Annotated in this window: 18 protein-coding genes and 1 pseudogene; 10 read left to right on the forward strand and 9 right to left on the reverse strand. The window is 57.6% G+C overall.

The genetic code is table 11. The annotated features are described in order from the left end of the window. Positions 1-470: 470 nt before the first annotated feature. Both AC6LJW_RS01015 and AC6LJW_RS01020 read right to left on the reverse strand, forming a co-directional pair. Positions 471-806 carry a DNA polymerase ligase N-terminal domain-containing protein gene (locus tag AC6LJW_RS01015; protein WP_498086223.1) on the reverse strand — a complete coding sequence of 112 codons (336 nt, stop codon included), beginning with the start codon at positions 804-806 and terminating at the stop codon, positions 471-473. Positions 807-826: 20 nt separating this feature from the next. Continuing rightward, positions 827-1024, reverse strand: coding sequence for a DUF3606 domain-containing protein (locus AC6LJW_RS01020; protein ID WP_498086224.1), 198 nt, complete (start codon positions 1022-1024; stop codon positions 827-829). A gap of 293 nt (positions 1025-1317) precedes the next feature. Between AC6LJW_RS01020 and AC6LJW_RS01025 the strand changes: the two genes are divergently transcribed. Further along, entirely contained in the window at positions 1318-1857 is a 540-nt protein-coding gene (locus AC6LJW_RS01025; RefSeq protein ID WP_498086225.1) for a helix-turn-helix domain-containing protein, read from the forward strand. Positions 1858-2056: 199 nt separating this feature from the next. On the opposite strand, the gene AC6LJW_RS01030 is transcribed toward AC6LJW_RS01025, so the two are convergent. From AC6LJW_RS01030 to AC6LJW_RS01040, 3 genes are all read right to left on the reverse strand, one after another. Next, positions 2057-2488 carry a hypothetical protein gene (locus AC6LJW_RS01030; RefSeq protein WP_498086226.1) on the reverse strand — a complete coding sequence of 144 codons (432 nt, stop codon included), beginning with the start codon at positions 2486-2488 and terminating at the stop codon, positions 2057-2059. 318 nt (positions 2489-2806) lie between these two features. Then, entirely contained in the window at positions 2807-3721 is a 915-nt protein-coding gene (locus AC6LJW_RS01035) for a TraB/GumN family protein (RefSeq protein WP_498086227.1), read from the reverse strand. Between the two features lie 10 nt (positions 3722-3731). Further along, positions 3732-4562 carry an 8-oxoguanine DNA glycosylase OGG fold protein gene (locus AC6LJW_RS01040; RefSeq protein WP_498086228.1) on the reverse strand — a complete coding sequence of 277 codons (831 nt, stop codon included), beginning with the start codon at positions 4560-4562 and terminating at the stop codon, positions 3732-3734. A 212-nt stretch (positions 4563-4774) separates the two neighbouring features. Between AC6LJW_RS01040 and AC6LJW_RS01045 the strand changes: the two genes are divergently transcribed. Both AC6LJW_RS01045 and AC6LJW_RS01050 read left to right on the forward strand, forming a co-directional pair. Next, positions 4775-6148, forward strand: a complete 1374-nt coding sequence (locus tag AC6LJW_RS01045; protein WP_498086229.1) for an ATP-binding protein — start codon at positions 4775-4777, stop codon at positions 6146-6148. 162 nt (positions 6149-6310) lie between these two features. Then, positions 6311-7024: a hypothetical protein gene (locus AC6LJW_RS01050; RefSeq protein WP_498086230.1), complete on the forward strand. Its 714-nt coding sequence runs from the start codon at positions 6311-6313 to the stop codon at positions 7022-7024. 82 nt (positions 7025-7106) lie between these two features. On the opposite strand, the gene AC6LJW_RS01055 is transcribed toward AC6LJW_RS01050, so the two are convergent. From AC6LJW_RS01055 to AC6LJW_RS01065, 3 genes are all read right to left on the reverse strand, one after another. Then, a complete protein-coding gene (locus AC6LJW_RS01055; protein ID WP_498086231.1) occupies positions 7107-7610 on the reverse strand; it encodes a hypothetical protein in 504 nt (167 codons plus the stop codon). A 123-nt stretch (positions 7611-7733) separates the two neighbouring features. Then, the gene (locus AC6LJW_RS01060; protein WP_498086232.1) at positions 7734-8093 is read right to left on the reverse strand and encodes a hypothetical protein; all 360 of its coding nucleotides are present in this window, start codon (positions 8091-8093) and stop codon (positions 7734-7736) included. A 1043-nt stretch (positions 8094-9136) separates the two neighbouring features. Then, positions 9137-9511, reverse strand: a complete 375-nt coding sequence (locus AC6LJW_RS01065) for a LysR family transcriptional regulator (RefSeq protein WP_498086233.1) — start codon at positions 9509-9511, stop codon at positions 9137-9139. A gap of 150 nt (positions 9512-9661) precedes the next feature. Here AC6LJW_RS01065 and AC6LJW_RS01070 point away from each other — a divergent pair, with 150 nt between their 5' ends. The 6 genes from AC6LJW_RS01070 to AC6LJW_RS01095 all read left to right on the forward strand — a co-directional run bounded on the left by AC6LJW_RS01070 (position 9662) and on the right by AC6LJW_RS01095 (position 14739). After that, entirely contained in the window at positions 9662-10003 is a 342-nt protein-coding gene (locus AC6LJW_RS01070; protein ID WP_498086234.1) for an SDR family oxidoreductase, read from the forward strand. Positions 10004-10046: 43 nt separating this feature from the next. Then, the gene (locus AC6LJW_RS01075; RefSeq protein WP_498086235.1) at positions 10047-11711 is read left to right on the forward strand and encodes a cyclic peptide export ABC transporter; all 1665 of its coding nucleotides are present in this window, start codon (positions 10047-10049) and stop codon (positions 11709-11711) included. Between the two features lie 13 nt (positions 11712-11724). Further along, positions 11725-12666 (forward strand): CBASS oligonucleotide cyclase, encoded by a 942-nt coding sequence (locus AC6LJW_RS01080; protein WP_498086236.1) that lies wholly within the window; start codon positions 11725-11727, stop codon positions 12664-12666. Further along, on the forward strand, positions 12663-13154 hold the full coding sequence (locus tag AC6LJW_RS01085) for an HORMA-1 domain-containing protein (RefSeq protein WP_498086237.1): 492 nt from the start codon (positions 12663-12665) through the stop codon (positions 13152-13154). Before AC6LJW_RS01080 ends, AC6LJW_RS01085 begins: the two co-directional genes overlap by 4 nt. Next, a complete protein-coding gene (locus AC6LJW_RS01090; protein WP_498086238.1) occupies positions 13151-14047 on the forward strand; it encodes an AAA family ATPase in 897 nt (298 codons plus the stop codon). The genes AC6LJW_RS01085 and AC6LJW_RS01090 overlap by 4 nt, the downstream gene beginning before the upstream one ends. A gap of 134 nt (positions 14048-14181) precedes the next feature. Continuing rightward, complete coding sequence (locus AC6LJW_RS01095) at positions 14182-14739, forward strand: 3'-5' exonuclease (RefSeq protein WP_498086239.1); 558 nt, start codon at positions 14182-14184, stop codon at positions 14737-14739. Positions 14740-15168: 429 nt separating this feature from the next. Here the strand turns inward: AC6LJW_RS01095 and AC6LJW_RS01100 are convergent, their stop codons facing one another. After that, positions 15169-18420: a DEAD/DEAH box helicase gene (locus AC6LJW_RS01100; protein ID WP_498086240.1), complete on the reverse strand. Its 3252-nt coding sequence runs from the start codon at positions 18418-18420 to the stop codon at positions 15169-15171. A gap of 64 nt (positions 18421-18484) precedes the next feature. Between AC6LJW_RS01100 and AC6LJW_RS01105 the strand changes: the two are divergent. Next, positions 18485-18865 (forward strand): annotated as a pseudogene (locus tag AC6LJW_RS01105) (integrase core domain-containing protein); the annotation flags it as partial. Positions 18866-19018 lie beyond the last annotated feature (153 nt).

A 19018-nucleotide genomic window follows, 5' to 3' on the forward strand; every position in this document is an offset into this window, starting at 1 on the left:
CTGTTACATATTGGGGCGCTACTTGTCCCGGGTGTCGAAGTTCATTCAACTTGAGATTTGTTTCACTGAAGTTGGTGTGTAACAAATGTGTAGATCGAGGTGCCGTGCGAGGTGTGGCCAAGGAGCGCGGCAATCAGACCAAAAACGACTGAATTTGCGCGTCGCCGTTGCAAATGAGATCGGGTGCACTTTTGGTTCATTGAAGTTGGCAAAGCGCGGAAGTTATTCACTCAACTTGAAAATCGGGCGAAATAGTTCATTGAACATGGGAATGTGAGCGTCCGCGGCAAGCGCGCGCCCCTGTCCTGCGCAGAGAATTCGCAACCCGCGTCGTTCAGAAGCCAGCGGATCGCTGTTTCCCTTCAACTTATTGCGGAAGCGGCAGGTACGCTGAGCGGATTGGCTGGCAGGGTTCACACGGCAGGCATGAGGGTTGGGCAAGCCAGCAGCACGCCCAATACGATCGCCGGCTAGAGGATCGGTGGATTGCGGCACTTGCCGTTAAGGCTGAACCTCAGATGGCCGGCCTCGTATCCGCGCTCCTCGCCAGCCGAGTGCCACTCTCCGGCATCCCACACGGATATCGGTTCCCCGCTGAGTGGTGACACGGCAGGATGTCCCTTGCGCTTCCGACCGACAGCGGGAGCCGCCGGCTGCTCCACTGCGATGCGTCTCGCCTTTGGGTCAAGCGGGACGCCGTTGATCACCAACCAGCGCCGCATGGCTTCACCAATCTCCAAGCGGAGCTCGAACCGTTCCTGATGAGTCAGGGACCGATAAACGATAAATCTGCGGCCATTGTCCACGGTCCTGCCCTTGACGTCCGCTACGAGTGCTTGCCGCCGCCCTTGTTCGTCAAATGCTCTCGCACCGCCGTTGCTGATACGCCGACCGCCTGCACGGCGTTGCGCAGCTGTTCATCAGTCACACCCAGTTCTTTGGTCCAGTAGCGCAGCTCGTGGGTCTCATTCACGTTAATGCGCGAACGATCCTGGGCGCCCCGGTTTTTCAGATCATCTGACATGAAGACCTCCTTCTTGTGGTGGTACCCGAGAGTGCAGCAACTTTCGTGCCTGTCGGAAGGCAACTCGGCTGAGACACCTAGCGGCGGCCACGTCGCGCATGTCGTGCCGTGTGCGGTCCAGCGTGATATCGCTTGCGTTCTGTTCAGAACGGGTATGCGGGTACACCGGGGCCGCAAGCGTCGCCACACTTGCGGCATGACGCCGTCGTTATCCCTTTTCAAGTAAAGGTCTTTACCCGTCCTAATGACGGGATACAATGGGGGGCGTCTTTAGGACGGGTAAGGAGCCCAAGATGATGAACTCGAACGCCCGCCAGGCCGAACGCGCGCCGGACGGCCCCACGTTTAAACGACGCCGTCTGGAGGCCCGCCGCACTCAGGCGCAAGTCGCTTCGATCCTCGGCGTGTTGGAGCGCCAAGTCCAACGCTGGGAGGCTGGCACCCAAGCCATCCCGCTGGCCGCATGGCGATTTTTTAAGATGACCTGCGGGCGGCGCGTGCCGCAGGACTTCACGGACCAGACCGACGGCCACACGCGCGGTTGGGATCTAGCCCGTGACCAGCGGCGAACCACAATCGAGAATGGCGACTTCGTGCATCTGCAGCCAGTGGTCGGTCCGATGTTGCGAGCGCGCGTTTGGCTCGACCGCGTCCACGACGGCCTGATCGATCACGAGTCCTATGGTGGCGTGGTGATCGGCTTCCCCGGCCAGCCCGATGCTGGCCCGGAGTTCGACGGCTTTTTCCTGGGCGAACACATCACCTTCGCCGAGCGCAATGTGGTTCATGTGGAACAACGCGTGCCGAGCGCGCCGGCGTCTGCTGGCGAATAACAGTAGGCCTGACGAGCGGCGATTTTATGCACGCCGGCAGCCAGCCGGTCGATCTACCGGTTTGCCCTCAATAGGTGCCTTGCGCGGATTGAAGCAGGGTGGCGATCATCGCAGATGTACCCAGCCATCACAGTCCTTGCGAAGGTGTTGGACTCATGGGTGCGGCGAGCGGGCAGTCAGCAGGGAAGGGCGCATTCAATCAACAACCAGTGGTGCAATTGAGATCGCCACCACAGTTTTGGATGTGATCTAAGCGGCTGGCCGGGCAAGTAGAAAGATCAAGTTCACGACGCTCAAGCACCGGCTTGCACCAATCGCATACGAGTTTGTTGTTTTCAGGGCGACAATTGCCGCAACTCTCTATGTAGCTCCCCCCAGGAAGCGCGGTGTACTCCGTCTTTGCAGGCGCGTTCAGGCAATATGCTTTCCAATCATCGAGTGGTTGAGCTTGATAGCAGAGATTTTGGGCTGCCAAAAAGGCTTCACCCTGGGACTCGCCGATGCCCTTATATGTGCCAGGTCCTGGCCCGATTTGCCAAGTGACTGTTGCTTGCCAACGTGCAAACGCGAAGCTGGGCCCAGCAATCAGGATGAACATGATTGTGATTCGAAGAATTTTTTGATAACTCATGCGCCACCTCGCGAATGCCCTGCCCCGTCTAGACAAATATACAGCGGTCAAATGATTCCCCCTCTTCGGTCCAACGAGGAACCAAGCTGAGACTGGCTTTGATGTCCGTGAGCGTGCGGCGTGCCGTGAGCGCCTGGGGTACAAAGATCATCTAAGAAGGCCGGTAGAGTCGCCATACTCCATTTTTGGTATGCACGTTTCAGAGGCTTCGTATCCTCCATATCTGCCGTCAGACTCCCCTTGCGAAATGTCCTGCCTGTGGATCTGGGAACATTCATCACCGCATCGAATGAATGCGGAAGACTGGTTGCCCCACAGTTATTGGGCTGGGACGACAGTGGGGTCGATTTGATACCCTTCACGACGTAGCAGGGCGATTAGGCCCTGGGGGCCAGGAAGGTGACCAGCGCCCACGGCAACTACCGCGTTGCCCTCGTCGAGGTATCTGCGAAGCGGCGCGATCCACTCCAAATTGCGCTCAACCAGCATGAGGCGATTGTGTTCCTCAGCGTCTTCGGGATAACGCGGACGTCCTTGCGTTGCCGACAGGACCTCGGCATAGTCGCCCCTGTTAAGCGCTTGGACCACCATTCGGAACCGATCATCAACATCGGGGGCGAACGCGTCTGCGAGCGCGGATTCGTAATAACGTGGGGGTACGGCCTTACGGCGCCGGTCCATGTCCACTTGCGTTTCCAGTATGTCAGTGGGGATACCGCGGGCTGTGGCTGCTTGGGCCAGGATCTCGTCCCGCGAACTGCCCCATTCAGGACCGCATCTAAGATAGGCAAATCCCGAGACCGCCCGTGCAGTTCTGTGTGCCAGGAACATCTCGAACATCTCTGGCGTCATTGACGGCACTAGGCACTGTACGCCGTGTAAGAGTCGATTTGTTTGCTCCTCCGTAAGATGTGCCGCCCAAGGCGCGCGCTTAAACCCGAGACCCGCGGTAAAAGCTTGGTACGCCTCTGGATCGAGTAATTCGGAAAGCGAAGGCGCCTTCGGCTGGGGGCCTTGGGTGACAGACCCTTCAACCACCAACCGCTTGCGCCCATTCAGCAGTGTGGGGGCGGGCTGCACAAGACCCGGATACGGGACATGCAGGGTTCCGATCATGATGCTCGTTTGGCCGTTCGGCGCCGTTACCTTAAGCGCCGGCACGCCCTCAGCCAACGCCGTCGCCGCGCTGCACAAGGTTAGGAGAGAGGTCAGGAAGATTTTGCGGAAAGACATATGTGCCGGTCTATTGGGAATCGTGGAGCATTGCATTCATCAGTGTTCTCAGACGTAGCGCTCGGTCTGTAGTGAGGCGGCGGCTGAAACGTCTAGTGGTGTCTTTTCCCCAATTGGCGAGCACATGCTGACGCCATGGACGCTGCGGCTTTCCCCGGCCGCCGGATGAGAAGAGCATCAACTCTACATCCTCGGCACGCAACGGTGCGTCGACGTGGTTCGCATTCAGAAGGACTGACAGCGCCTCAACTTCTGTGCAGTAGGCTTCGTAGATCTCTGAGGTGTTGCGCCTGGTGACGGTTCCGCTGCGACACATGTGAATGACCGGTTCACCCGCAAGGAGATTGAGCGACTTGGCAGTCCACTGATCGAGGATGTACCGATCCGCGCCGGCGGGACTTGGAGGCGCAAAAAAATAGAGGAGCTTGGTGAAGAACGCAACGCCGAGCCCAGGAATGCGCCCGAGAGCGCAGAATAGGGTGAAGGCCTCCGCCCGGTTGAGCCTTTCGCGTCGTAGGATTTCAAGATGTTGATAGATGGCAACTTGATTCCGGCGCCATGTATTCAGTGCCCTGACCCGTCCGGCGCGCGCAGCATCTTGACGCCCCCATGCCATGACGGCTAGGTAGCAGTCCAGAACATCCGCGTCGGACGTGCAAAAGGTCCTCAGGGCCGTTCTCGTCATGGGGGTCGCCGGAAGTTGGGGGCGCCACTCGCCTAGAACGTCGAAAGCCCAATCGCGCGGGAAAACCGGACTAAAGGCGCCCTGGTCCTCATAACGCGTTTGCATAAAGGAGCGGTGGTGAACGCTCTTGTAGTTGTCCGCCAGCACATCGATCATCACTGATTTAAAGCCTGATTTCCTTGCGAGGTCTGAATTCTAACCACCTTATTTGCACCTCTGGGAACGTGTATTGTCGACATTATGTTTGGCGAATTCGGGGGTGGCGCGTGCGCGTAATGTTCGCCACCGGGCGGCCGTTTCTTAGAGCTTGCATACGTCATTTTCGAGATGGGGCAAAATAGCTCGTTCATACCGCTAAAGGGGCAGAGGTGATCGAATCATTGCGTGACGAAAAGGCTTTCGTGGAGAAGCTTCAAGCTACCTTGAGCCCCACGCTTCCCATTCGTTCAATTGAATACCTTCGGGGGCGAGAGAAAGAGCTTGAGACGATCCGGCGAGCGCTCGTTATGCCTGGCCGGCATGCGTTCATTTTCGGTGACCGAGGGGTCGGAAAGAGTTCACTCGCGCACACTGCTGCCAACGTCTATCAGTCGGCGGACGGCGCCCCCATTACCGTGTCAGGATCAGCTGATGCGACGTTCACTTCGATCATCTCGAATGTCGCTTACCACGCTCTGGACCGGTCGCACGTGGACAAGGTTTCGACGAAATCCTCGGCGGGGTTTTCGTGGCGAGGCTTGTCGTTTAACTCAGTCGAAGAAGTGTCGCCCGTAGACCTGGCAGCCCACATCAAGACCATCGGAGATGCAGCTGGTCTGCTTGCGGAAATTGGTAAGCTGCATTCCCGCGAGCCAGTGATCGTCCTGGACGAGTTCGACACCATCGCAGACGTCTCCGAGCGCAACAAGTTTGCTGCCCTGCTGAAGACGATCGGCGATCAAGAAGTGCCGATCAAATTCATCTTCACGGGTGTAGGATCGTCGCTCGATGACTTATTGGGCGCGCATCAGTCCGCGTACCGGCAGCTCGCGACTGTTGAGCTGGCCAGGCTAGGTTGGGAGGGCAGGAAAGAGATCGCGATGGAGACGGCGCACGCCTTCGGGCTCGACCTCGACATCAATATGGCCTACCGCATAGGTATCGTGTCAGACGGCTATCCCTACTATATTCATTTGATCATGGAGAAGATGCTCTGGGATGCATTCACGTCCGAGGAGCTCGTCGAAGTCCTTGGTCCAAAGCACTATATCGCCGGTCTGCACGCGGCAACAGGTGACATCACCGCGGAGCTACGGCGTCCGTATCAGAAGGCAGTACTGTACCGCGACCGAGACTACGAATCGGTGGTGTGGGCCTCCGCCGATGGCGACGATCTGCAGGCTGACATCGCGATGATGTACGTGTCGTACGAAATGATTTGCCAGAAGCGCATGGAGCCGGTGACGCTATCTCGCGCGAAGTTCGGCGAGCGCTTGCGTCAGCTCAAGCAGCCTAGCTTCGGCTCCATCTTGAAGTCGATGGATGGTCGCGCCGGCTGGTACACGTATAACGAAAAGATGCTGCGCGGCTACGTTAGGATGCAGGCCGAAGCGAGTGGTGTTGAGTTGAACGGCGAGCGCGCCGCGCCCAAGCAGCAGATTCACGTGCCGATGAACGCACGCAACGGATACCGGGGGCGGTCTACGATTCCGGCAGGCGTGAGGCTCAAGGGGGAAGGTGGAGAAGAGGAGCCTCGGCGGTGAACCGCCTACGGACGGGAACCGAGGTATGGTGTCTGAACATCGAACGTCTTTTTCCCTTTCAGGCCTTGCACGCCAAAGCTCATCATCCCGCTCGCGCGAGGTGGATGCGGCAAGCAAACGAGACTGTTGACCGTCGAAAGACGTTGAGCCCAAAGGAAACTGATGCAAGCTGAATTTAAGATTATGCGTCTACGCGACGCGCTCGAATTGCTACCCGGCGTCAAGCCGCTTTCAGCTATGAAGCTGATTGGGAAGTGGATTGAAGACGCGCTGGCTCCTTGTTGTGAGCCCGGCTACGATCCGGACGGCGAGCCGCTTGCTGTAGACGTCGGCGGCAAGAAGATTCTCCTCGCGGCGCTGGAGGAAGTGAAGCAAGAGGAGTATTACTCCGCTCACAAGACGAGTCCTCAGGGCGCTCAGCTTCTCTTGAGTCTGTATGCAGACAGAGCGTTGCCAATGAAACGTCCGTCTGGCGAGCCTGCAGAAACGCTTGTTGCCTATGCCGCGGACGGTCGAGGGTTCCATGAGTTGCATGAGGCCGAGCGTATCCGCGCGCGGATAATGCGAGAGGCAAAGGAGGCGCTGCTGTCGGATCCGGCCGCCATATCGCCCGATGCTTTGACGCCCGATCTCGTGAACGAATTCTTCTTCTTTCACGGGAAGAACAAGATGGGGCATGCCACTATGATGATCGGCAGCGTCGAGGTGTCGCGCACTGTACTGCAATACAAGAGCAATTCCGGCGCCACGAAGGGCTATTCCATCGAACTCCGATGGAAAGGACCCGATGGCGCTGAAGTCGTCCATGAGCAAAGTACGCCATACAAGTCGAACAGACGGAACGATGCAGAAAGGAATTGGGGCCTTCCGGAGTAGTCGTCTTCCAAACACGCTTGGCCGCGCCGTGACGCATCCGCTACGCCAGCGCTCTTACGAAAGCAGACGGGCGATCCGATAGTCAACTCTGTTGGATGAAGAAGACTGATACGAGGCGCCGCCTCCAGGAGGTGGAGGGCACACCCGTTTCTAAGTTCTGAAGCGGTGAAGACTCCTCTTCATATGGTTCATGGGGGTCGTGCTCTGCTGCGAATTTTTCGTAAGCAGCCTTCACGCGCAGCCACGCTTCAGGCCCCATGAGTTTGCGCCCCAGCTTTCTGTTAAGTACCACGTACTGCATGATGACTGCAGGCAGTCGGTGCAAGACCGACTTCGGAATTTTCGACATCGGCGTGTACAGCAGCACTTCCAGGCTGTCGTGGAGAACCTGTTGATCTTCGGTCTTCTGCAGCAGGAAGAAACCTTCGCCGGCTACGTGCTTTCCGACGCATTCCCGAATTTTGTCAATGGTGTACACCGACACGGAATCGTCTGCGATGACATTGAGTAGTTGAGCCTCGAGAATGTCCGCTCTGAATTCATGCGGCCGGACGCGGTCGAGAAGGGCGGGAGAGCTAGTGGACATCGAATCCTCCGGAAGGCTATAGACCTTCAGGATGCTATCAACGCTTAAGCACTGAACTCAAAGTAAAACGCGACCATTCGGAATGGTTGACGGCCAGGGCGCGCATCCTGACTCGGAGGATGCCTACGCCTGGCGGATACCCCGCAGATTGACATGAAGACGGTCAAACGAATAGCCCGAATCCGTTTCAACAACCCCCAATTCCAGGGCCTGCGTGGTGTCGCAGCGCGTGGCCGGGATCAACGCTCGGATATCGAGGGTCACGCGAAAAAAAAGCTTCTCGCTTTGGCCGAAGCTTCTCGGATCGTATTCGGCGACCACAGCGTCGAAGGCCAGCTCGGTCTCCGACACCTCGACAGCCAGGGCATGCTGGGTGGATATGAAATTCTCTGCCCGGTGGTGTCCCGAAAAGAAGTCGATCACCGCCATGTGGCGGTTCAAATCAGCGGGCAGGGGACGCGGGATATTGAGCTTCTGAGCCATCAGATCCCGTCGGTACCCTATAACCAAGGGATTAGCCTCCTCAAATCCGAGCAAGCGCCAGAACTCGGAAGAGTCAAAGGTTGCTCGTACCAAGAGTAGGGGATTTGAACCTCGGGACGCTTCGTCGATAGCGTGGCTCGCGAATCGCCGTCCAATCCTTGGCGTCGATATCTGTTCTCGACTGTCGAAGTTCATTCAACTTGAGATTTGTTTCACTGAAGTTGGTGTGTAACAAATGTGTAGATCGAGGTGCCGTGCGGGGTGTGGCCAAGGAGCGCGGCAATCAGACCAAAAACGACTGAATTTGCGCGTCGCCGTTGCAAATGAGATCGGGTGCACTTTTGGTTCACTGAAGTTGGCAAAGCGCGGAAGTTGTTCACTCAACTTGAAAATCGGGCGAAATAGTTCATTGAACATGGGAATGTGAGCGTCCGCGGCAAGCGCGCGCCCCTGTCCTGCGCAGAGAATGCGCAACCCGCGTCGTTCAGAGGCCAGCGGATCGCTGTTTCCCTTCAACTTATTGCGGAAGCGGCAGGTACGCTGAGCGGATTGGCTGGCAGGGTTCACATGGCAGGCATGAGGGTTGGGCAAGCCAGCAGCACGCCCAATACGATCGCCGGCTAGAGGATCGGTGGATTGCGACACACACGCGTATGCGAAAGCTCGCGCTACCTCGAATCCGTCCTAGTGATCGACGCATCGATGTGTTGCTGCGCCCCGATGTGCGTAATGGACAAGTCTTGGCCGAGTTCATGGCTTTTTCGAGGGACCGGGGCCTGAGGATCGGTCTTTTCACCAAGGCGCTGGCGCGCATGTCTCGAAGGCGAAGAGCGTTGACCGTCGCAACTGGCCCACTCGCTCTCCGAAGGGGTATCCGGGCCGAGGCTGCATGTGCGAACATGAGCCAATGGGCGAAGGGCTAGGTAAACAATTCTTGATAGACGAGATCGGAGGTATCTTCCTCGGTCATCGTAGTCACGGCGATATCTACTCGCCGCTGCCGCAGCAACTGCAGCGCCTCGCTGGCGATGGGATCGTAGATCTCAACCCAGATCTGCGGGTAGCATGCGCGCGAGGCTCTCAATTAACAACGGAATCAGCGAAGCCGCGAGTGTGGGCTTAGCTGCGACGGCTACGCGATTGTTGCAACCACGTAGCCGCTGGTCCAATTCCAGCATGCCTTCTTCATGCGTCGCAGTAATCTTGCGCGCGATCTCCAGAATGTCCAGGCCTTCGCGCGAAAGACGCACCATGCGGGTCGTGCGCTCGAAGAGTTGGACGCCCAGGGTCTCTTCTGCTTCCTTTAGCAGTTTGCTGAGCGTGGGTTGAGTGACGTGCAGTATCTCGGCCGTTCTATGGAAGCTTAACGTTTCGGCCAGGAGAACGAAGATTCGTAATTGTCTCGTGGTCTGTTTCATTCTTTTTGTCTATCAATCCCGTTCAAATCGGAACTTAGCCCCAGGGCCTCGCTGGCTTAGCCTTGCTTCACGATCTTTCTCTGAAGCCGGGATATTTCGTCTTGATGGCACGGTAGCTCTGGTGACCGGTTGCGGGACGTTGGACGAGGGTTGGGCAACGGAAAAGCGGCCGCGGCAATGCTTGGGAGGCAAGGTGCCGCGATTTTTGATTGCGACCTGAACATCGACGCGGCACGACAGTCGGTCCAGGCCGTCGCCGCCGAAGGCGGCAGGGTCACGGTACAGCAGTGCGATGTCACGGATGGGCGCCAGGTGGCGGAGCTAGTGCGGGCGTGCATGCAGACTTACGGCCGCATCGACGTGCGGGTCAACAACGTGGGCCGCTCGGAACCTGGCGATCCCGTCTCCATGTCCGAAGATCTTTGGCACGATCAACAAGAGGCGGCCGGCAAGACGACTACTAATTTTCAAGTGGGGAAAAGCGTCTATTGATATGTGGCGGTGAAATGCCGCGCACTGCGACGAGGATGCCCTGATGAGAATTTTCAAGATGCTCTTGGCCGCGGCGCGCGGCTTGCTGCTGGCGGCGGCACTGGCCAGCCTGGCCTATGGCGCGGCCAGCATTTTTCTGCTGTCTGCCATCAACGATGCGCTGCGCTCGCTGCCGGATGGGGTAGCGCGCGGCGTCGCGATGTTCGCGGCTCTGGCGTTGGTGATGGTGCTGGCGCAGACGACCGCCAGCGTTCTCTTCATGCGGCTGAGCCAGCGCACGCAGGCCAATCTGCGCTGGTACATCTTCCACCGGCTGACCAGTGCGCCGTTTCGGCGGGTGGAAGAAGTGGGCGAAGGGCGTGTGCAGGCGCTGCTGGCGGACGATACGGCCAATGTGTCTGCCTTTTTCGTGGGCATGCCGGTGTTGATCGGCAACACGGTGACGGTGCTGGGCGGTTTGTCGTATCTGGCGTGGCTGTCGCCTCGAACGTTCCTGATCGCGTGCGCCGTGCTGGCCGTCGGCGTGGCCGGCTATCTCTTGAACCACCGGAAGGTGCTGCGCTATCTGCGGCAGGCCGGGGATGATCAGGACCGCCTGTTCCGGCGCTTCCAGTCGATGTCGGCCGGCGGCAAGGAGCTCAAGCTCAACCGCGACAAGTGCGCCACGTTCGAGCAGGAGACGGCTAGCGCCATCGAGGCCGTGCGGTACAACCGCGCCATGGCGCTGTCGCTGTTCTCGGTGTCGGCAAGCTGGGGACGGTTTATGTTTTTCGTGCTGATCGGCTTCACGGTGTTCTATCCGACGTATGCGGGCGCGTTCGAGCCGACAGTGGCGACGGGATACGTGCTGGTGTTTCTGTACATCATGGCGCCGCTGGAAAACCTGCTGAACAATATTCCTCTTTTCAACAACGCCAAGATATCCGCGGCGCGCATCGAGAAGCTGGCTGACGAATTGGTCAACACAGAATCGCAGGCGCATCGCGACTGGCCGGCCAGCGAAGTCCGGCTGACGACTGTCACGCACACCTATTTCCGGGAAAGAGAGGAATATCTCTTCACGCTAGGACCGGTCAATTTGCGACTGCAGGCGGGAGAGGTCGTTTTTCTGGTGGGTGGCAACGGGTCGGGCAAGACGACGCTGGCCAAGCTGCTGGTCGGTCTGTATGTGCCCGAGGGCGGTCAGGTCGCGATGGATGGGGTGCCCATCGACGACGGCAATCGGGATGCCTATCGGCAGTGCTTTTCCGCGGTGTTCTCCGACTTCCATCTGTTCGACACGCTGATCGGCCTGCCGCCCGAAGGGCTGGACGCCAAGGCCAACGAGTGGCTGCGAAAGCTGCACTTGGACCACAAAGTGACCGTAAGCGGGGGCGCGTTCTCGACACGCGCGCTGTCCCAGGGCCAGCGCAAACGGCTTGCATTGGTGGCCGCGTGCCTGGAAGACCGCCCGTTTCTCTTGTTCGACGAATGGGCCGCAGATCAGGACCCGACGTTCAAGGAAGTCTTTTATCGCGATGTGCTCGCCGAGCTGCGCGCGCGCGGCAAGGGCGTCGTCGTGATCTCGCACGACGACCGGTATTTCACGTTGGGCGACCGCATCATCCGGATGGAGAACGGGCAGATCGTGCAAAGCGCGGAGATGGCCGGCAAGGCGCCGGAGCGGGCGCCGACGGAGGCGGCGCTGCTGGGCGAGCTCAGCGTTTGAGCCGCAGGCGGCAGTGAGTCAGCGCGTCTTTGATCATGAAGTTGACCAACGTGGGAGATACGCCCAGCTGCCGGGCAACTTCCTTTTGGGCCACCAAGTCGACAGCCTAATCGGAGCGCTTAAGGACAGTCTAAAAAAGCAAGACAAGATCACCATCAAGAAAGTGGTAAAGGCCGGATCTTTCGCCAAGCACACCATCTTGCGGCCCAATGCTCTGCACCCTGCCGACGTCGACGTTGTTTTCTACATTAGCGGCCAGAAAGTCGATGAAGAGACCTTCGCGACTCTCAGCCAGAAAATCTACGACGCCCTGATTAAGCTGTATCCAAACAAGTCGGTCGAAGACTTTGAAATTCAGCGCAAGGCCGCAAAGGTCACCTTTGTGGGTACAGGGCTTGAGGTCGATATCGTCCCGGTGATCGAAAATCCTAAAAAGGAAGGTTACGGCTGGCAGTTCGACCGGATTGACGGCTCGAAAACCGAAACCTGCGCGCCGTGCCAGGTGAACTTCGTCAAGGTTCGGAAGGGCGAAGATCCGGACTTTCGCACATTGGTGCGCTTGGCCAAGCGTTGGCGTACATCGAAGGAGGTGCCGCTCAAATCTTTCCACATCGAGTTGATCATGGCTTACGTCCTTGAGCTTAAAGGGACGACCGGCTCGTTGGAAAGGCGTTTCCGTGACTTTCTCCTTTACATCGCCGAGTCAGGACTCAAGGACGTCATCAAGTTTCCTGAGAACGGGCGGGTTCTCGACTTCAAAGATGCGGTCGTAATCATCGATCCGGTATGCGACACGAACAATGTGGCCAGCCGAATCACTGAAGACGAGCGCAAGGAGATCATCAAGCTCGCCGATGAGTCATGGGCAACCGCGCATTTCGCATCGGAGGAGGACGACCTCGAAATTTGGAAAGAGCTGTTCGGTAAGAGCTTCAAAGTTGAGGATGCAGCATGAGCTACAGCGCTACTCAATCCACCACCTACACCACCACTGACATCGAAGCGGTCATGCGGCGGATAACCGCCGATCTGGTGATGAACGCGTCCAGCAGCGAAGCTGTGTCTGAGGCGAAAGCGAGACAGTGGGCCAATGACATTGAGCTACTGGCCAAAAATGGCTACCTCAAGTTTGCGGATCTCACTTTGCTTAGTCATGGAGTCGAGCAGAAGGCCACCCGGTTCTATGTCAATGAGTCTGGTTCTTTGGCTAACCAGCGCCCAGGTGATGCGCGATGGCCGAAGGTTCAGGGGGCGCATCTGCGCATCGTTCTGTCTTACAACGATAGCTATACCGCGCAAGCGCGCGAGAGAATGTCTGGAAAGTTGAAAGAAAACTGGACGATTTCTCACGACGACATTAGCCACTCTCAGCTAACCCAGGCGGGCGGTCGTGAATACTCTAGCAACGGTTATGGCATGGAACGAAAGGACTATATTCGATGAGCAACAGCACTGTATTTGACTCGGCCATTGAACTGCCGGAAGCTCAACTGACCGCGCGCGAGAAAGTGTTGCTCGGGTTTTCGGATCGCTACGAGCGTGTGCAAAGCCAACTTCAACTGTTGTTAAATCAGAGCCAATTGTCCGAGTGGAGCAGAGTGCACCATAAACGTGTGTTGCCAATTTGCACTCTGGTTGCCGATCAGTACCCCCTCGTGATCTTTCATGGCGACGTCGGTACTGGGAAGACAGCGACGGTGGAGTGCATTGCTAACCGCATCGTGCGAGACTCACATGCTGAGGACTCGGTGCTGTTTAAACTGAGCAACAGAGTCCGTGGCTCCGGCAAGGTCGGAGAGATGGGCACTCTTTTGACCCAAGCCTTTGCGGAGGTTGTAGAGGCAGCTGGCAAAAAACGCAGAGCGATTCTCATCATCGATGAAGGTGACTCGATCGCGGCTTCCAGGTCGCAGAGTCAGAGCCATCACGAAGATAAGGTGGCTGTGAACACCTTGATCCAAGGCGTGGATGACTTGCGCAAGTACGGCGGTCGGATCGTGGTGATTCTATGCACGAATCGGCTTTCAGTCTTGGACGCGGCACTTCGCCGTCGCGCAGCCATCGTTGAAGAGTTCACACGACCAGACGCTGTTGCTCGGAAAGAGCTTTTCAGCATGGATCTGGCGGGCATGGATCTCACAGACAACCAATTGAACGACTTGACCACTGTCACTGGAGAGCGCAACGGTCTGCCAGCATGGACATATTCCGATATTCGGACTCGCTTGTACCCTACGGCGATGGCGAAAGCCTTCCCTAACCGTCCGCTTAGTTTCAAAGATCTGACCGACTCGATTCTGGCGATGAGGCCATCCCCAGTCATGGAGGATAAATGAGCAGCAATTCGTTTGATCGACTCGGAAGGCTCCGCTCACGCTCCGCTGCGGCTGCATAGTGATCGTTGTAGCGGTATGGTTCCGGGTAGCGAAACTGCGGCTGCCATCTAGGCACCAGCTCAAACGGAGTGCTTATGAAAGACGAAAAGGAAGTTTTCGTATCGGTCGACATCGAGGCATCGGGGCCGATTCCTGGGAAGTACAGCATGCTGTCAATTGGCGCATGCTTGGCGTCGAACCCGGCTGAGCAGTTCTCTTGCTTGATTAAGCCCATCTCGCAAGAGTTCGTGCCTGCGGCCTTGGAGGTGACCGGGTTGTCACTTGAGAGACTTCGTGAGGAGGGCCTAGATCCACGCGAGGCGATGGTGCAATTCAATGCATGGGTGGAGTCCGTTGCTAGTGCTGCCCAGACCGTAGTGTTCGTAGGATTCAACGCGTCCTTCGACTGGAGCTTCGTGAATTACTACTTCCATCTATTCTTGGGCGAGAACCCTTTCGGTATTGCAGCACTCGACATCAAGTCGATGTACTTCGGAGCCTCCGACTGCGCTTGGAAATCGACTCGCTCTAGCGAGATTGAGAAGGTTGTGAACCCTGAAAGCTCCGGCAACCATGACGCCCTGGATGACGCCGTTTACCAGGCAGAGCTCTTCAACTTGATTCGTGAAAAACTGGTTTTTGGTAGGTGTTGACCGATCTTTTGATGAGAAGGGTGTGTGGCTACGAAAGCTGAGTTTCGTAATTTCGTGTTTGGCCAGATGTTCGTGGTAAGGGCGACCGGAGCGCTTCAAGCAACGAAGACTTCGGCTGTCGACCAGTGCGGTCGCTCACGTATTGTTTACGAGTGGCTGGAAAGCAGCGTGGGAGATCTTAAGCCTTGCAGAACTCGAAGCTCGAAAGCGGTCGTTCGATGCTCAGGTTGAACCGTGGACTGAGGCTTGCCGAGCCTCCTCGAGGCCCTGGGCAATTTACAGTGGTTAACGCTTGAAGACGTATTGGCGCCGAGAGAGGCTTTCTGTACGCGCATAGAGCATGGCGAGGTTGGAGACTTGGTTTGAAAACGTGGCGACTTCAACCGCGTTCATTCGCCGATATGACCTGAGTGAGTACCCGCGGCTCATTCAAATGAAGGGCCGCTTGAAGATGTCATCAAAAGAAGAGGGTGCAGGTACTTTGACCGGACGGGCCTTAGTGGACTTTCGCGCAGCGGTCTTTACAGCAGCTTTGCCAACATCGCCGACAACCAGCAGCCGAACGCCGCGCCGCTGGAAAATTGCGGCCATTGAGACGAACGCATGATTGACAGTCGCTTTGGGTCCGGGACTGCCAGGTTTGGTGGCTTGGAGCTTGGCCACGTCGATGCCAGGCTGGACCAGGATTACTTCGAAGGTCACGTCCATGCCTGGCTTAAGCAAGTCTTCAGCAATGCGCTTTGATTTATTCACAGCTGGGGTCAGCTTCATCCGGTTGAGCTTGCGCTCGCGAAAACGCACCAACAAGGCCTCAGGCGTCAGAATCTGAGACGTTCGTAGCGCCTGAGACCAAAGTTCCGCAACATCCTCAGATCTAATCCCGGGCGGGCTGAGCGTCCGCTTGCAAAGGTAGAACTGGATCAATGCGGTATTGGCGGACGTCTTCTTGCCAGCAATGAAGTCCGCCATCTCGTACGAATCGTCGTCGCAGACTACGAAGTCCAGCTTCTGCTTCGACACGAGTGCCATCAACTCCTGAGCAACCAGCTTGAAGATCGAATTATCTGTGTCATCCGCTGGGTCGTAGTCAGTCGGCTTCACGTGCGCTGGCGCGCCAGGCGCTCGCTTCGTTTTGGAAGGTTCAAAGTTCGCTGGCTTCTCGATGTTCGTATTGCACTTGGACCAGTCGGCCACAAACAGAGTGCCCTTGAGGAACTCGAAGCTCATCCCCGACAGGGGCGGCGCATGCTGCATACCTTGGACTGTTGAGCCGTCCTGCAGATAGAGCAGAGGCGGGTCCATCTTGAGGTGCTGACACAGCGTTGTCCGACCCACGCCACCGAGCATTTCAACCTCGAGTTCAGGCGATACTTCAAACATGCTCGAACTGTCGGTCTGCTCGATTAACTCATCTACCGCGAGAGTTCCGCCCGCTTCCAGCTGAGCGGTACCCTGCAGTCGGAAGGTGATTTTGCCGTCGGCAGGGATGGTCTGGATTGAGGTGATGCAGGCGTCTGAGAGTGTCATCTCCCATGGTGTAGAGCCTCCGCCGAACAGCTTTAGTTGGCGTTCAATGCTCTGACTACCCCAGACGCCGAGCAGGCCAGCTGCCTTGGTCAGCGACCCGATGTTCAAAAGCTCAGTCGCGGGAAGTCGCTCGAGTGCTGTCGGACGAGGCTTGGATCCGGAGGTCACCAGCTCTGCGAGGTTCTGCAGCCACGTCGAGCACAGCTCGCGTGGCGTGGTCGTGCCAGCCGCCCATACAACGCCGCTGCTGCTCACACCCAAAACCTCAGTGTCCACCGCGCCGTTGACGGTCGTGAACAGCTTACCCATGAGGTGACCCTGGTTGAACCCCCGAGCCGTCTCCCCGTCCAGGGCGACCTCGACTTCGTTGCCGGTGATGATGCGGTAGCGCTCGACGAGAGGCGAGGGAAGCCGAGAACGCAGCCCAACGTTGTAGTAGCTGACTCGGTCAGGCTTGGAGTACGCAGACTTCAGGTCTTTGAGAGCGACGGGGCGCAGCTTGTGTGACTTCTCGATCTCCTTCACCAGATCGTGGGCGCACGGACGGTGCTCACTCGATGCAGAAATGAAAATAATGCGCCGTTTGACCTCGGTGGAAACGTTCGGAGCGTAGGCAAGCAGAAGCCCATGCCTGACGGAAAGCGTGTCCAGGTCGCCCAGCCATCGTTGAGGGTCTGGGGTCCGAATGACGCCAACCCACATCTCGCCCATCGGGAGCGATTCTGTGTGAGACCCAATCACCTCGACTTTGCCGAATACGGCTGGAGCCGACGGGAAGACTATGGGTGCTGCCTTCGCCCTCGGTTTGTTGTCAACCGCCAGCACCAAGGCATGTCTGCCGAGCTGGAGCTCATCCATGGCGGCTTGCAACTGGCCGGAGGGGATCTCGCCGTCCTCTATAGACGTAAGCAGCTCGCTTCTCAGTTCCTCGCGAAGAACCGCGCTGCGAAGGGCGTCACTGACATCCCTCAGGCGTGACATCTGCGGGTTACTGGCGAGCTCCAGAGGCATGTCGCTTTCACACACGACGATGTCGCTACGGCCGGACACGGAGCGGGTTACCCGCCCAGCCACTTGGACGAAGTGACTGAAGTCAGCGATGCGGTCATGAACAGCTAGGACGCAAATATTGTCTTGGTCGAAACCCTCTGCCAGCATCTCGACTGAGATCAGAATAGAGTAGTCCCGCTTCTGAAGTAGACCCAAAGCAGTGCAGCGTTCAGCCTGACTTAGCTTTGAATGAAGGGCCAATACGCCCTTCGGATGTCCTGTCAGCAGCGCCTGATAGGTTGCTTGCAGTTGCTGAGCCCGCGCGACGGTGTTGCACTTGATCAGCGCTGCCGCGTCCGGGTGGTCCATTCGCAGTTGCGAAACGAGTTTAATGCAGGCTTTTGCGACCAACTCGTCCTTGCGCTGATCTGCCTTCTGGGCGGACTCTGTGCCCTTAGGGGTGAAAGGTAGGCGGTGAATCTTTGCGTCGGCTACTGCGCTCTCATCGACCGCATCGGCTAGCGCGTAGCTGAAGACCATCCTGCCTGCAAGCTGCTGGAGATCTCGCCGAAATGGCGTCGCAGTGAAGAGGATGACCCTGGCGCCCGGGTTCTTCGCGATGATTTCGGACCATGTCTTCGCAGGCTGGTGGTGCCCTTCGTCAATCAAGATGAGCTTGACGGCGTCTCCGCTTGACACCACGCAAGCCGCGCTGCTCGCTGGAGAGTAATTGGCAAGTGAGGTCGGAGTCGAAACCACCACCTTCGTCCCGCTAGGCGGAATGCTGGCGTCGGTAAGCCCCTTCTTGAGGTGTACCTGGGGTGGTGATGCTCCCTTTAATGGCGCGCGGGCTCCCGTGATTTCGCGCGCGATGGCTCCACTTGGAGGGTGGATCTCAACTGGGTGCTCCCCGTACAGCGCCTGAAAGTTCTCGACTAGCTGTTCCCGCAAGACATCTTTCCCGCAGACAACCCAGGTCTGCCCGTTGTCACTAAAAAGCTGCTGAGCGAGAAGCATCACGAGGGTCTTGCCGTAGCCCGTCGGAAGATGGACTTGCGCCACGGTATTCCGGTGCACCCCAAGGAAGTGGGACTGGAGGGCGAGGAGCGCTCCCAGCTGCCCTGGCCTAAGCTTGTTCTGGTTCTTAAGGATTTCAGTAAGCATTGAGGAAAGGCTCCGTCACTGCGGCGCAGTGGAAGATTTTTTGCGGTCATGCGTCCCCATCAACTACGACGGTCGCATGCCGCGTCGACAGCTTGAGCTGCTATGGGGTTTGGACGAGCACACGCACGAATGTCTTGCCATCCGCTCCCCGTATTCGATCCTGGTGCTCTCCAGGCTGATGCACATCTAGTGCAGGCCGGAGAACATCAGAGGCGACAACGGGCCAGAGTTCACCGCCCGCTCGGTCATGCACTGGCCGGATGAGGAGGGCATCAGGCCGGCATTCATCGCGCCGGGCAAGCCCTGGCAGAACGGCTTCGTCGAGAGCTTCAGCAGCAAGCTGCGCGACGAACCGCTCAACCGGGAATGGTTCCGCTCTCTGGCCGAAACTAATGTGCTACTTGAGACTTGGTGCCAGTTCTGCAACGAGCGCCGGCCGCACAGCGACTAACTGCTGCAACTCATCGAGTGGGACAACTAAACGGCCGTTTCCAGCCTGAGCGGGCATTCAACCAAAATTTTCAGGTGACCGCTTATAACCGAAAGCAGCCAGTTTGCAACCAGCAGCTTTCGGCTACGTGCAACCAACCGTGTTGTT

It is taken from the genome of Achromobacter sp. 1012554356 (genome assembly GCF_059760815.1).

Excerpts from the sequence above, each read along its gene's own strand:
- AC6LJW_RS01020 (WP_498086224.1), bottom strand. The coding sequence starts at position 1,024 with ATGTCAGATGATCTGAAAAACCGGGGCGCCCAGGATCGTTCGCGCATT.
- AC6LJW_RS01025 (WP_498086225.1), top strand. The coding sequence starts at position 1,318 with ATGATGAACTCGAACGCCCGCCAGGCCGAACGCGCGCCGGACGGCCCC.
- AC6LJW_RS01030 (WP_498086226.1), bottom strand. The coding sequence starts at position 2,488 with ATGAGTTATCAAAAAATTCTTCGAATCACAATCATGTTCATCCTGATT.
- AC6LJW_RS01035 (WP_498086227.1), bottom strand. The coding sequence starts at position 3,721 with ATGTCTTTCCGCAAAATCTTCCTGACCTCTCTCCTAACCTTGTGCAGC.
- AC6LJW_RS01040 (WP_498086228.1), bottom strand. The coding sequence starts at position 4,562 with ATGATCGATGTGCTGGCGGACAACTACAAGAGCGTTCACCACCGCTCC.
- AC6LJW_RS01050 (WP_498086230.1), top strand. The coding sequence starts at position 6,311 with ATGCAAGCTGAATTTAAGATTATGCGTCTACGCGACGCGCTCGAATTG.
- AC6LJW_RS01055 (WP_498086231.1), bottom strand. The coding sequence starts at position 7,610 with ATGTCCACTAGCTCTCCCGCCCTTCTCGACCGCGTCCGGCCGCATGAA.
- AC6LJW_RS01060 (WP_498086232.1), bottom strand. The coding sequence starts at position 8,093 with ATGGCTCAGAAGCTCAATATCCCGCGTCCCCTGCCCGCTGATTTGAAC.
- AC6LJW_RS01065 (WP_498086233.1), bottom strand. The coding sequence starts at position 9,511 with ATGAAACAGACCACGAGACAATTACGAATCTTCGTTCTCCTGGCCGAA.
- AC6LJW_RS01075 (WP_498086235.1), top strand. The coding sequence starts at position 10,047 with ATGAGAATTTTCAAGATGCTCTTGGCCGCGGCGCGCGGCTTGCTGCTG.
- AC6LJW_RS01085 (WP_498086237.1), top strand. The coding sequence starts at position 12,663 with ATGAGCTACAGCGCTACTCAATCCACCACCTACACCACCACTGACATC.
- AC6LJW_RS01090 (WP_498086238.1), top strand. The coding sequence starts at position 13,151 with ATGAGCAACAGCACTGTATTTGACTCGGCCATTGAACTGCCGGAAGCT.
- AC6LJW_RS01095 (WP_498086239.1), top strand. The coding sequence starts at position 14,182 with ATGAAAGACGAAAAGGAAGTTTTCGTATCGGTCGACATCGAGGCATCG.
- AC6LJW_RS01100 (WP_498086240.1), bottom strand. The coding sequence starts at position 18,420 with ATGCTTACTGAAATCCTTAAGAACCAGAACAAGCTTAGGCCAGGGCAG.